Source organism: Phytoactinopolyspora alkaliphila (assembly GCF_010550695.1).
GTDB classification, from domain to species: domain Bacteria; phylum Actinomycetota; class Actinomycetes; order Jiangellales; family Jiangellaceae; genus Phytoactinopolyspora; species Phytoactinopolyspora alkaliphila.
Map to the genome: position 1 here is coordinate 79,327 of NZ_JAAGOB010000001.1, position 12,455 is coordinate 91,781.

Annotated in this window: 10 protein-coding genes; 1 reads left to right on the forward strand and 9 read right to left on the reverse strand. The window is 68.5% G+C overall.

Annotated elements, in window-relative coordinates; genetic code table 11:
* Positions 1–64 precede the first annotated feature (64 nt).
* The 9 genes from G1H11_RS00320 to G1H11_RS00360 all read right to left on the reverse strand — a co-directional run bounded on the left by G1H11_RS00320 (position 65) and on the right by G1H11_RS00360 (position 11,300).
* Positions 65–1,039 carry a dihydrodipicolinate synthase family protein gene (locus G1H11_RS00320; protein ID WP_163815006.1) on the reverse strand — a complete coding sequence of 325 codons (975 nt, stop codon included), beginning with the start codon at positions 1,037–1,039 and terminating at the stop codon, positions 65–67.
* Positions 1,039–2,634 (reverse strand): FAD-dependent oxidoreductase, encoded by a 1,596-nt coding sequence (locus G1H11_RS00325; protein WP_163815840.1) that lies wholly within the window; start codon positions 2,632–2,634, stop codon positions 1,039–1,041. The genes G1H11_RS00320 and G1H11_RS00325 overlap by 1 nt, the downstream gene beginning before the upstream one ends.
* Before the next feature lie 7 nt (positions 2,635–2,641).
* Positions 2,642–4,906 (reverse strand): MGH1-like glycoside hydrolase domain-containing protein, encoded by a 2,265-nt coding sequence (locus tag G1H11_RS25045; RefSeq protein ID WP_163815008.1) that lies wholly within the window; start codon positions 4,904–4,906, stop codon positions 2,642–2,644.
* Positions 4,903–6,471: an ABC transporter substrate-binding protein gene (locus G1H11_RS00335; protein WP_163815010.1), complete on the reverse strand. Its 1,569-nt coding sequence runs from the start codon at positions 6,469–6,471 to the stop codon at positions 4,903–4,905. Before G1H11_RS00335 ends, G1H11_RS25045 begins: the two co-directional genes overlap by 4 nt.
* Positions 6,472–6,543: 72 nt before the next feature.
* Positions 6,544–7,344, reverse strand: a complete 801-nt coding sequence (locus tag G1H11_RS00340) for an ATP-binding cassette domain-containing protein (RefSeq protein WP_163815012.1) — start codon at positions 7,342–7,344, stop codon at positions 6,544–6,546.
* On the reverse strand, positions 7,341–8,393 hold the full coding sequence (locus G1H11_RS00345) for an ABC transporter ATP-binding protein (RefSeq protein WP_216843291.1): 1,053 nt from the start codon (positions 8,391–8,393) through the stop codon (positions 7,341–7,343). The genes G1H11_RS00340 and G1H11_RS00345 overlap by 4 nt, the downstream gene beginning before the upstream one ends.
* Positions 8,390–9,292 carry an ABC transporter permease gene (locus G1H11_RS00350; RefSeq protein WP_163815014.1) on the reverse strand — a complete coding sequence of 301 codons (903 nt, stop codon included), beginning with the start codon at positions 9,290–9,292 and terminating at the stop codon, positions 8,390–8,392. Before G1H11_RS00350 ends, G1H11_RS00345 begins: the two co-directional genes overlap by 4 nt.
* Positions 9,289–10,218, reverse strand: coding sequence for an ABC transporter permease subunit (locus tag G1H11_RS00355; RefSeq protein WP_163815016.1), 930 nt, complete (start codon positions 10,216–10,218; stop codon positions 9,289–9,291). Before G1H11_RS00355 ends, G1H11_RS00350 begins: the two co-directional genes overlap by 4 nt.
* Positions 10,215–11,300, reverse strand: a complete 1,086-nt coding sequence (locus G1H11_RS00360) for a LacI family DNA-binding transcriptional regulator (protein ID WP_163815017.1) — start codon at positions 11,298–11,300, stop codon at positions 10,215–10,217. Before G1H11_RS00360 ends, G1H11_RS00355 begins: the two co-directional genes overlap by 4 nt.
* Positions 11,301–11,557: 257 nt before the next feature.
* On the opposite strand from G1H11_RS00360, the gene G1H11_RS00365 reads away from it, so the two are divergent.
* A complete protein-coding gene (locus G1H11_RS00365; RefSeq protein ID WP_163815018.1) occupies positions 11,558–12,451 on the forward strand; it encodes a hypothetical protein in 894 nt (297 codons plus the stop codon).
* Positions 12,452–12,455: the final 4 nt, after the last annotated feature.

Below are 12,455 nucleotides of genomic sequence, written 5' to 3' on the forward strand. Positions count from 1 at the left end.
TCAGCTGGTGAGGTTCAGGTGAGTGCCGGGGGCAGGGGAAGGCGTGCCGTTTGTTTCAGCCGTGTCAGGCGGTGGCCGAGAGGAGGTGTTCGGCGAGAGGTTCGAGGTAGGCGCGCAGCTCGCGCCGTTCGTCATCGGTGCAGGGCAGGAGCGGCGGCGCGACGTGGACGGGACACAGGCCCTGCCACGACAGGATCTCCTTGACGGTGGGTACGCCCGGTCGGATCCGGTGGACGCCGCAGAGCTGGTCGACGATGGCCTGCCAATGCTCGGCGCGGGATGCGTGGTGCGCCGAGTCCTCGCCGGCTGGGCGTGCGGCAGCGGGTTCCGGCGGGCGTTCAGCGCACCAGGCCCGGTAAAGCTCGACGGCGGGTGCCGGTGCGATGTTCGCGATCCCGGGGACGATCCCATCGGCGCCGGCTCGAAGGCCGGCCACCAGGGCTCCCTCGGCGCCCTGCCCGACGCCGAACCCGGGCCGCCGCTCCCGGGCCGTGTCCACCATCGTCCGGAGCACACGGAGATCACCGGAGCTGTCCTTGACCCCGATTACGTGCTCCATGTCCAGCAGGGCGTCGAACACCGCGTCGGTCAGGGGGTTGCTGTATTTGGGGGCGTTGTACGCGACGACGGGCACGCCGAGTCCGGCACAGGCGGCGTAGTGGGCGATGATCTCGTCGTCCCGGTGGTGGAAGTAGATCGGCGGGCTCAGCACGAGCGCTTCGGGCCGGGCGGGCAAGACCGTTTCGGCGCGGGCGAGCACGTCGGCCGTCCCAGCGGCCGTGATGTTCACGAGCACCGGCCGGTCACCCCCCAGCTGCCTCCAGGTGGCGACAGCGCCGGCCGTGAAATCTCGCAATACCGACGTGGGCAGCAGCGGTCCCTCGCCGTTGCTGCCCAGGAGCATCAGCGCATCCGCGCCGGCGGAGTGCACCGCCGCCAGCAGTGCCGTTGCGGCGTCGGCGCTGGGCCGGCCGGGAGCGTCCATTGGGGTCACGAGCGGCACGGTCACGCCGCTGAGCATCTCTCGCCCGGTGCTCATCAGTATCCTTTCACTTCTGGCCATGCCAGCTCGAAGCCGTCGCGGACAAGCTCGTCCTGGAAGCGCGTCAGCTTCTGTTCGTCGGCGCGAACCTGCTCCGGCGCCAGCTCGTTCTCCAAGCAGTGCGATGCGAGCGCGCCGGCGGCCTCACCGATGTTCCATTCGACCGGGTGGAGGCGGTAACAGCCGTTGGTGATGTGCGTCGTGCCGATGTTCTTCCCGGCCGGCAGGAGATTTCGCAGCCGGACCGGCAGCAGTGCGCCGAGGGGGATCTGGAACGGGCTGTTCGCCACGTCGATGTAGTTGTCACCACCGGTGGACGGGTGCAGGTCGATGCGGTACATCCCGATACCGACGGTGTCCGGGTAGGCGAGCGCACCCCGGTCGCCCCGTACGGCCAGCGACAGGTCCTGCTCGACGACGGTGTACTGGGCCTTGATGCGCCGCGACTCGCGAATGTACGGCGCCTTGGCGAGGCCGTCGCGGGTTCCCATGACGTCCGGCCGGAGCTGCAGCCCCGGCCAACCGGTGCCTCCGTCCGGGCGTGGCGCCTCCGTCTGCAGCCAGTACAGCATGCTCAGGGCCAGCTGGCGCCCGCCCTCCAGATGCTCGCGTCGCTCGGACTCGGAGACCCCGATGATCGGCCCTGGCAAGTAGTCGATCATCGGCCAGTTCACGACTGTCACGTCACTGGCGGCGAAGCCTGGCTCGAACATGTCCCGGGCGACGATCCGCCGGAACAGCCACAGGTCCCGGTCGCCTGGGTCCTGGCTCTGATCGGCCACCACCGGGCCGGAATGGGCGTGCGGCACGAAGGTGCGCGTGAACGGCTCGAGTGTGCGGGGGTCCGGTGCGGTGAGGCTGAGCAGCCGGTCCGGCCAGAACGGTGGACGGTAGCTTTGCCAGAACCCGTACTGCTCCGGCTTGTCGATGGTGTGATCCTCACCGTCGCGGTGCTCCACGGCGAAAACCCAGGAGAAAGCCTGCATGTTCGCCGGCTGCGCGATCTCCGGCGCGCTCGGTTCTCCGGTGTCGTGCCGGGACTCGAATCCGGTGACGTGCTCGGCGCCGGCCAGCGGAAGCAGGTCGCCCTCCTCGGTGGCGTCCAGGACGTAGGAGGCTCGCACGACGCGAACGATGTCCTCGGGCCCTTGCAGCCGCACCGCCGACACCGTGTCCGCGTCGACGTCGACGTCGACCGGGCGGTGCTCGAGGAGGATGCGCAGGCGCCCGGCGGAGACGTACGGCGCCACCATGCTCTCGATCACGGACGCGGCCACCCGCGGCTCATGGCAGAGCCGGCTGACCCGGCCTTGCCCGGGGTTGAGTTCCGGATCGGCGCGGGCAGCGGGGGAGAGGGGATACCAGGTGCGGTAGTACTCCCGCACGGCGTCGCGGAACCTGCGGTAGGAACGGGTGCAGCCGAACCGCTCGATCCAGGGATGCTCGTCCGGCGGGACCCCCTGACTTGTCAGCTGGCCGCCCAGCCAGTCCGTCTCTTCCGACATGACGACAGTGCGCCCCCGGCGCAACGCGGCCAGGGCGGCTGCCACACCGCCGACGCCGCCGCCCACGATCAGGACGTCGGCCGGGATCAGCTCTTCACTGCTCACTGCTGGTACTTCTCCTTCGTTCTTCTCCCTTTGCAATGCGCACACCGGCGCACCGATGCGTATCTGTGTGCATTGCAAAGGGGGTGGACCCTGGTCGGCCCGACGACACGTGAAACGCGACGGGCACGTCGGGTGCCTGCACGGGGATGGGGACGAGCTGACCCGGCTGGACAGGGTAAGTGCTGGGCACGCCGTCGATGTGTAGCTCGACGGTGTCCTCTGCTCCGGGTGGTGGCGCGATGAAGATCCGCGCATCGGCCTCGCGGGCGGTGGCGATGCCGCGCACTGTGTGGCGACCCCTGTGGTACCCGGAGATCACCACGTGCGCGTCCACGTCGAGAAGTGGTGCTTTGTCCAACACGACGCTCAGCCGGTCCGCGGCGACGACGCTCAGCCGGCCGTCGCCGAGCGGGATGCCGGCCAGCTCGGCCGGCGCGCCGGGATGAGCGAACCGCCAGCCGTCCGGACGCGGGTCGGCGAGTTCCTGGAACGCCAGGTAGGCGAGGAGAGATCCCCAGGACATAAGCCCGTCTGAGCGGGCCTCCAGAGCGCGGACGTCCTCGCCGGGCCGGACCGGGTAGTTCTCCCGGACGTGGCTGTGCCGGTCCCACTCGTCGAGATACAGACGCAGAAGCTTGCCGGAGATCTCCCTGGCCTCGTCGTCGTACCCATAGCGCCGCAGGCCCTCGACGGCGAGGTACACCATCGGCGCCCACACCCGGCCGCGCCAGTACCGGGTGCTGAAGCTGGGATCATTCCGGGCGGCACTGGGCAGCGGTGGGTCGCCGCCCAGCACGTCGGGAGCGAGTAACCGGCTCACCAGCGTCCGCGCCTGCTCGAGAGTGGGTGCGCCGGCCAGCAGGGGGTACAGCATCGTCGGCGAGATCTTCTCCGAGAAGGTACCCGTGGACCACCGGTTGCGGTACTCGTCGTGCTCGGCGTCCCAGAGCAGCCGGTGCAGCTCCTCCCGGGCACGCTCACCCTCGGTGCGCAGACCTGCGGCTTCCGCGCCGTGTCCGAGCCGGTCGGCCATGATCGCCAGGGCATCGGTGTCCGCGACGTGCAAGGCGTTCAGGCCGACGTCCGCGAGGTCCATGGTGTGTGTCGAGGCGTCGTAAGAGACGTCGTCGTACATGGGGGAGTCGTCGAGACCCGACTCACGGCGGGTGCGGTCCATCGTGGCCGACTCCGGGTCGCCGGCCACGGGGTCCGAGCCCCACGCGAGCAGGCCGAACGGACCGCGGCGTGCCGCCGGCCACCACTCGTGCCAGCGCCGCAGCCCGTCGTAGCTGCTGGACAGCAGCGTCCGGTCACGGGTCTCGTCGCTCAGCCCGCTGCCGAGGTAGGCCTTGAGCACCGTGAGTGCGCCCACGGGCGGCTGGGACCGGTCGTCGGTGCGTCCCTTGTCGTCGGAGACGCGGTTCGGCAGCATCCCCTGCTCGTCGGCCTGGTCGAGGATCTGCCCGAAGATTCCGCGCGCGTACGACGAGTCGATCCAGCCCGCGACCAGGCCGGTGAAGAACGTGTCCCACGTGTGCAACGCCCAGGTGCCGTAGAAGCCCTCCCGCTCGGCGCAGACGAAATCGCGTGAGGTCGGCGTGAGCACCCGTCCGAGGTCGGGCGCGTAAATGGTGTTCCAGGCGACCGCCCGGACATAGGCGTCGCCCGCGTCGCCGAGCCAGCCGCTGGTCTGTAGCCGTGCGTCCAGCGCACTGGCCCGGGCCGAGGCGACCCGGGCCGCGGTCGACGTCGAGTGCGCTGTGCCGGCGCCGGCCGGAGCCAGCCGCAGGGTCAGCGGTGACGCCTCGGCAGCCGGGATGATCAGCGTTCGCGTACCTGCGTCGTCGTCGGCCAGAGAGGTGACCGACGCGGACACGTCCAGCCGCCACGCGTCGTCGAAATCCGCTGTCGTGGTGATGACGACGACCAGGTCGGCGGGCTGATCACCCGCCACGGAGGCGACGACGTCGAGCACGTCGCCTCCGCCCGCGAACTGCATGTCCAGCGAGGTGTCCAGCGCGCTGACGACCGCATGGGCGTACCGACCGTCCACCGTGTGGTGACCGAGCCGGACCAGGCCGTGACGCCAGGTGAAGCCGTCGAACACGGTGCCGTCGGAGCCGGCGAGGCCGAATCTGAGCCGCAGGCCGGAGGGGAGGTGGGACATGCCGGTGTGGTACCGGACGTCCCAGGTGTTCCACCCCGCCGGCCGCGGCGACAGCGGCGGCCCGGCCGGCGGCTCGGCCAATGTCACTGGCCCGCCTCGACGGACACGTCGGCGAATCCCGGAACCGACGACGGGTCGAGGTCGACCCCCGTGACACCGTCCTGCCAGGCGTAGACAACCTGCGGGAACATCGGGAACATGCCGACCGCGTCAGTCCAGATGATCTCGGTCGCCTGCGCGTAGAGGTCTTGCCGGGTGTCGGGGTCGGCGACGGAGTCGGCCTCGGCCAGCAGACTGTCGAGCTCCTCGTTGCAGTAACCGGTCCGCTCGGCGGCACACGGATAGAGCCGGCCGACGTTCGTGGCCGCATCCAGAGACGGTACCGAGACCGACTGCAGGTTGATGTCCCATTCCAGGGCGAGCAGGTCCTCGATCCAGATTCCCGGCTCCTTCTCGACCGGCTCGACCTGGACTCCGATGTCACGCAGGTCCGACGTTACGGCCTGAGCGAACTGCCGGAACTCCTCGCCGCGCAGCTGCAGTTCGAACGTGGCGTCGAAATCGAAACCCGCGTCCTCCAGCGCGGCACGAGCAGCATCCGGGTCATAGGACATCTGCTCCTGCGGCGAGTATCCGAACACGGGAGGAGCGACGATCGAGTCGGCCAGAGCACCGGTCTCCGGGTACAGCGCGGCGATGATCTCCTCGAAGTTCACCGCCTGCCAGAGAGCCCGGCGGACCTCGGCGTCGGCGAACGCGTCCCGGCTGGAGTTGAACCACATGGTGAAGGTGGCGTTGCTGGGGACTGACTCGATGACGAGGCTGTCCTCAGAGCGCAGCGAGGGCACCTGGTCGTCGGGTACTCCCCAGGTGAGCTGGACCTCGCCGGTGCGCAGAGCGGTCATCCGAGCGGCCGTTTCAGGGATGAAACGCAGCTCCAGACGCTCGACGTTCGGACCGCCGCCCCAGTGGTTCGGATTGGGGACCAGAACCAGGGTCTCCTCCGGGGTGAAGCTCTCGACCTGGAACGGGCCCGAGCCGACCGGATCGGCGAAGAAGCCGTCCTCGCTCGCCCGCTCACCCGGGGTGATCCACAGCAGGGACAGCTTTCCGGCTAGAGCGGGATCGCCCGCCTCGGAGGTGAAGACGACCGTCGACTCGTCCCGCGCCTCGACCTCCACGCCACCGATGTTCCCGGCCGGAGGGCCTTCGAGTTCCTGGATCCGCTCGATCGAGCCGACGACGTCGTCGGCGGTCAGCGGCGTGCCGTCGGAGAACGTGACGCCGTCGCGCAGGGTGAAGACCCACTCGGTGGCATCCTCGGATACGGTCCACTCCTCGGCCAGTTCCGGGACGATACCCTCGTCGCCGACGCTGACCAGCCGGTCGAAGATAGCCCGCCCCGCCAGGGCCGTGCCGAGGTCCGCGCCCATGTCACCGTGCGGGTCGAGCGTGGTGATGGGACGCTGGATGGCCACGGCCAGCTCGCCGCCGGCTTCGGGCTCCGCGTCCGGCTCGGTGGTGGAGTTGGTGTTGCCGTCGTCGCCGTTGGTGGGATCCTCGGCGTCGTCGCCGCTGCCTCCACAGGCGGTGAGGGCGAGTACCGCGACGCCGAGTAGAGCGGACAGACGGTACCTGCGATGGTGCGACATCGTCGTCTCCAATCATTTGGTACGTATTAGGTCGGGTGCGTGCCGGCGGCGCCGGTCCGCGAGGATGATGGTTTAGCTCTCGACCCCTTCCAGGTCGAGCGCTGCGTCGAGCAGCATCTGGGTGTAGGGATGGCGAGGGTTCGTGAACAGGTCCTCGGCAGTGGCTTCCTCCACCAGCTCACCGGAGCGCATCACGGCGATCCGGTCGGCGATCTGGCGGACTACCCCGAGGTCGTGCGAGATGAACACGATGGCGAGATCGCGTTCGCTTTTCAGGTCGACCAGCAGCCGCAAAATCTGCGCCTGGACCGACACGTCGAGTGCGGAGACGGCCTCGTCGCAGACGAGCAGCCGCGGACGCACCGCCAGCGCGCGGGCGATGCTGACCCGCTGGCACTGACCGCCGGATAGAGCGGAGGGCCGCCGGCCGGCGACAGTGGGGTCGAGACCCACCTCGGCCAGGAGCTCACGGGTTGCCTGCTTCCAGTCGCCCTTCGGCGCCACGGCAGGGTGTGTGTGCCAGGCCTCACGGAGAATCGCCCCCGCGGTCATCCGCGGATTGAGCGAGGAACGCGGATCCTGAAAGACCATCTGAATCGCGCGCTGCACGTGCGGTGGCCGCGTGCGCATCGGCCCCAGGACGGTGTCGTCGTAGGTGATGGTGCCGGCCTCCGGTGTGACCAGGCCGACGATAGACCTGGCCACCGTGGTCTTCCCGGATCCGGACTCGCCGACGACGGCGACGGTTTCGCGCGGACCCACTCGGAGACTGACCCCGTCGACCGCGGCTACCGGCGGCTCAGAACGGCGCAGGAGACCGCCGCGACCGCCGAATGTGACCCGGAGATCGCTGATCACCAATCCTGCCGTCATCGGACGGCCTCCTCACTGCTGAAGTGACACGCGCTCCAACGTCCCGGGCTGATCTCCCGGACCTCTGGCTGCTCCGTCCGGCACCGCTCGTGGATCGGTGGCGTGCCAATGGCGTTTGCTGAAGAGACCCCCTGGGCCATGATCCGGGTGAGTGGACAGCGTGGGTGGAACGCGCAGCCGCTGGGCCGCTCCGCCGGATTCGCGGGGGAGCCGGGCAGCGGATCCGCGATCGCCGACTTGGCGTGCACAGCCGGCACACTCTTCACGAGCGCATTCGTGTACGGGTGAAACGGCCGGCGCAAGACGTCCGGGGCTGGTCCCCGCTCACACACCTGGCCCGCGTACATCACCACGAGGTCGTCGGCAACGTGTGCCATGACCCGTAGATCATGGCTGACCAGCAGCATCGCCGTGCCCTCCTCGTCGCGCAGCCGGCGCAGCAAGGCGAGGATGCGGGCCTGGACCGTGACGTCCAACGCCGTCGTCGGCTCGTCGGCGAGGATGAGCTGGGGCTTGCCGGCGAGTGCGAGCGCGGTCATAGCCCGCTGGCGCATGCCGCCGGAGAACTGGTGAGGATAGTTGTTTGCCCGGCGGGCCGGATCCGGGATCTCGACCCGCTCCAGAAGATCGACGGCGGTGCTGCCGAGCTCGCGCCGCGGCATGCCGTCGCGCCGAGGGATCTCGGTGATCTGGCGGCCTATCGTCTGACCGGGGTTCAGGCTCGCCAATGGGTCCTGGAAGATCATCGCTATCTCCCGGCCACGCACGCGACGGCGGCGCCGAGGGGTGGCAGTGAGCAGATCCTCCGAACGCCAACGCAGCTCACCGCGGGTCTGTGCGTCCCTCGGAAGCAGGCCGATGATCGCCATGGCGGTCATCGACTTGCCGCTGCCGGACTCTCCGATCAGGCCGGTGGTCCGGCCGGCTCCGACGGTGAACGACACCCGGTCGAGGATGCGCACCGGCCCGTCTGGCCCAGGCAGCACGACCTCCAGGTCGCGAACGTCGAGCAGGGGTCCGGTGTCTTCCGGTGTCATGTCCGCGCTCATCGGCGCCTCCCGCCGTATCGTGCGGTGAGCTGGTCTCCGACGAGCCCGACCGAGATGACGAGACCGGCGAGCGCGAGTCCCGGGAAAGCCGAGATCCACCACGCGGTCTCCAGGTACTCCTTGCCGCCGGCCACTGTCTGGCCCCATGACACCGCGGTGGGCGGGAGGCCGATGCCGAGGAAGCTCAGGCCGGCTTCGGCGAGGACGATCAAGGCGAACTCGAGCGTGGCCATGGCGACGACCGGCCCGACCACGAAGGGCAGGACGTGCCGTGTGACGATGCGGATCCGCGCGACGGCCATCACCCGGGCGGCGTCGACCCAATCGCGTTCCCTCAGCGACATCGCAACGCCACGGACCACCCGGGCGAAGCCGATCCAGCCGCCGACGGCCAAGGCGACGATCACGGTGAGGTAGCCCGGCCGGAACAGTCCGGCGATGACGATCGCGAGGAGGATACCCGGGAACGCCACCAGGATGTCGATGGACCGGGCGACGGCGGTGTCCGGCCAGCCGCCCAGGTAGCCGGCGAGCAGCCCCAGCCCGAGGCCCAGGACGCAAGACACCAGCACGGTCAGCACCGCGATGATCACCGACGTGCGTGCACCCAGCACCACCTGCGCCAGGACGTCGCGCCCGACGCTGTCCGTGCCGAGCCACGCCGTGCTTCCGTCACCCTTCACCGAACCCGGGGACAGTAGCCGGTCGGTCACCGAGGTGGACAACGGGTCGTAGTCCACGAGAAGGGGGCCGGTGAGTGCGATCAGGACGTAGACGGCGATGACCACGTAGGGCAACAGGCGCAGCGCCCCGCTGAGGTGACGCCGGCGGGACCGCCGCGGCTGCGGCTCCTGATACTGAGTCTCGGCGAGGCTTTCGGCGACGGCGATCTCGCTCATGCCCTGCCCCCGATCCGGATCCGGGGATCCAAGCGCGAGTAGGTGAGGTCCGCGACCATGTTCAGGGTCACGACGACGGCCGCGATCAGCAGAGCCGCCGCCTGGACCACCGCGTAATCACGCGCCGACACCGAACTGACGATCAGGGAGCCGAGGCCGGGCCAGGCGAAGACGTTCTCCACCACGACCGCGCCGCCGAGCAGCGCACCGGTCTGCAAACCGACGATGGTGACAACGGGGATCATCGAGTTCCTCAGCACGTGCCCGATCAGCACCTGCGGCTCGGTCAGGCCCTTCGAGCGAGCGGTTTGGACATAGGCCTCCTGCATCGACTCGGACAGGCTGCTCCGGGTCAGCCTGGCCACGATCGCCGTCTGGGGAAACGCCAGCGTGACGGCCGGGAGTATCAGGTGGCTGAAGGTGCCCGAGCCCGCGCTCGGCAGTATCCGCAGGTGCAGCGCGAAGATCAAGATCAGCATGATCCCGACCCAGAAGGTCGGAAACGACTGCAGGCTGATGGTCAGTGACGAGACGACCCGGTCGACGACGCCGTCCGGCCGTCCGCCGGCGATGGTGCCGAGCGTGATGCCGACGACCACGGCGATCGTCATCGCGGCGATGGCCAGTTGGAAGGTAGCGGGGAACCGATCCAGTACAGCATCCATGGCCGGTGTGCCGAGCCGGTAGGACTGGCCGAAGTCCAGCGTAAGGACTCGGCCGAGGTAGCTCAGGTACTGCAGGAACAGCGGATCCTCGACACCAAGGCGGACTCGTGCCGCCTCGATCTCCTCCGCTGTGGCGTCGGGGCCGAGGGCGATCGTGGCCTGGTCGCCCGGAGCGAGCCGGATGATGACGAAGATCAGTGTGACGCAGCCCCACATGACGAATCCGCCGAGGGCTAGCCGACGGGCGATCGACTGGATCACTTGCGCACACCTCCACCCCGTTCGTCTGCGCGTGGCGGGGCCACCGTCTCGCCCGGCACCTGCCCGGCGGTGACGAAGAGCTGACGTGGCTCGCCGGTCTGATCGTCGAGAAGGTCGAGCAGAACCCGCACCGCCTGGCGACCCATGTGGGTGCGGGGCAGCGTGAAGCGCGTCCAGTCCCGATCCGGGGCGTGGCTCAGCGGCGGATCACCGAGGATAACGACCGAGAGATCGTCCGGGATGCGCAGTCCAGCCTGTTCCGCGGCGTGTTCGACGGCGGCGACGGCGGCGTCGTCCTCGGTGGGCTCGACAAGGACGGCGGAGATTCCGGCGTCGATCCAGGCACGTACTAGTTCTGGCGAGATGTCGTCGGCGTCGCCGAGAGAGCGGATCAGCGACTCGTCGACCGGAATTCCGGCAGCGGCGAGGCCTTGACGGTAGCCGGCCTCGCGGTCTCGGGTCGGCTCGCCGCCGTTGGTGACCTGCAAGTGGAGAATGGTGCGGTGTCCGAGGCCAACGAGCTTGCTCACCATCTCCTGCGTGGCCGACGTGTAGTCCACCGCCACGTAGGACAGCTCAGCGCCCGGAACCTCGCGTCGTCCGATGAAGACGAAGGGGAAGTCCTCCTGAACCAGATGAGCCAGGTCGTCCCGGTGCAGGTGACGGCCGAGAAGGACGCAGCCGTCGGCGACCTTGAGCCGATTGGCGCCGCGGGCGTACACCCGGCGCTCGCCGCCGGACCCGGCCGAGCTGAACAGCAGCAGGTCATAGCCTTGTTCCGCGGTCTCCTCCTCGACTCCGAGCAGGAACGGGAAGTAGAAGTCCCGCTGATCCACCGGGAACACCGGCTCGAACGTGTAGAGGCCGAGCAGGTGGTTGCGCCCACCCTTGAGGCTGCGAGCGGCGGCGTTCGCGGAGTACCCCAGCTCCTCGGCGGCGGCGAGAACCGCTTCCCGGGTGGATGTGGCCACCTGATCACTCGCCGGTCCGCCACTGATCACCAGAGACACCGTCGCCTGGGACACGCCGGCGCGCCGGGCGATGTCGACCTGCGTCGGCCGGCGTCGTCGTGGAGAGACCATCGGTGCGGAGTCCTTAATACGTATGAAGTGAAGTGGCAGCAACGTTAACGGGACATTTCCGTGGCCGTCAAGAGCTCGCAGGGCTCAGTTTCATCACGCCGCCTGAGCGGACTCTCAGCGCGAGCGCTGACGGCTGGCTGCCGTGCGTAGCACGACGCGGCTGTGGATAGCCAGGTGATATCCACAGGCTGTCGGCGTCAATGTCGCACTATGGCGATCGAGAAGGGCTATTTAGGCCGCGTGGTGCGGTCGTGGCCGTGAGCAATGAACACGAGCTTACGGTGGAGCTGTTCCGTGCGGAGCCGGAAATGACCAGGCAGTTGCTTGATCCTGTTGTCGGTGACGACCTGTCCAGGTACACCCGGATACGCGAAGACGCCGCCGCATTGGCTGACCTCACACCAGCCACGTTTCATGCGGACGCAGCGTTCGTCTTTCTCGATGAGAACGCTGCCGAGACGGGATTGAACGAACACGGCGTGTCGCCCAAAGAGCTGGCGGTCATCGTTGAGGTCCAGCGGAGAACGGAGAAGAGCAAGCGCTTGACCTGGCCGGCCTACGTCGCCAACCTTCGGGCGAAGCGAAAGTGCGATGTTCTGCTCGTGGTGATCTGCTTTGATGACGTGACGGCGGACTGGTCCAGGAAGCCGATCAAGCTGGGTCATCCGGGGTTTGTGTTCACCCCAGTGGTGATTGGGCCGTCGAATCTGCCGATGATGACCGATCCGGGGCGGATCGCGGCTCAGCCACGGTTGGCGACATTGGCGGCACTGGCGCATAGCCGGAACCGAAGCCGTCAGGAAACGGTGCTCAGGCCGTACTTGACGACCATGATGAGCCTGGGGGACGAGGCGTCGGAGATGTACGCTGACTATGTGGTCGGCTGCCTGAAGCAGCCGGATCGTGCACGTTGGGAGGACTTCATGACCGCGCCGATGGAGAGCTTCGTTCAAGCGTACCGCGACAAGTACGAGGCCAAGGGAGAAGCCCGCGGGGAAGCGAAAGCGCTCCTGGTGGTGCTCCGCGCCCGCGGCATCGACGTGCCGGCCGCTGCCCGAGCACGCATCTCGGATTGCACCGAGCTGGATCAGCTTGACTCCTGGCTTCATCGCGCCGCCACGATCAACTCGATCGACGAGCTTTTCACGTAGTCAT

Excerpts from the sequence above, each read along its gene's own strand:
- G1H11_RS00320 (WP_163815006.1), bottom strand. The coding sequence starts at position 1,039 with ATGAGCACCGGGCGAGAGATGCTCAGCGGCGTGACCGTGCCGCTCGTG.
- G1H11_RS00335 (WP_163815010.1), bottom strand. The coding sequence starts at position 6,471 with ATGTCGCACCATCGCAGGTACCGTCTGTCCGCTCTACTCGGCGTCGCG.
- G1H11_RS00340 (WP_163815012.1), bottom strand. The coding sequence starts at position 7,344 with ATGACGGCAGGATTGGTGATCAGCGATCTCCGGGTCACATTCGGCGGT.
- G1H11_RS00345 (WP_216843291.1), bottom strand. The coding sequence starts at position 8,393 with ATGAGCGCGGACATGACACCGGAAGACACCGGACCCCTGCTCGACGTT.
- G1H11_RS00350 (WP_163815014.1), bottom strand. The coding sequence starts at position 9,292 with ATGAGCGAGATCGCCGTCGCCGAAAGCCTCGCCGAGACTCAGTATCAG.
- G1H11_RS00360 (WP_163815017.1), bottom strand. The coding sequence starts at position 11,300 with ATGGTCTCTCCACGACGACGCCGGCCGACGCAGGTCGACATCGCCCGG.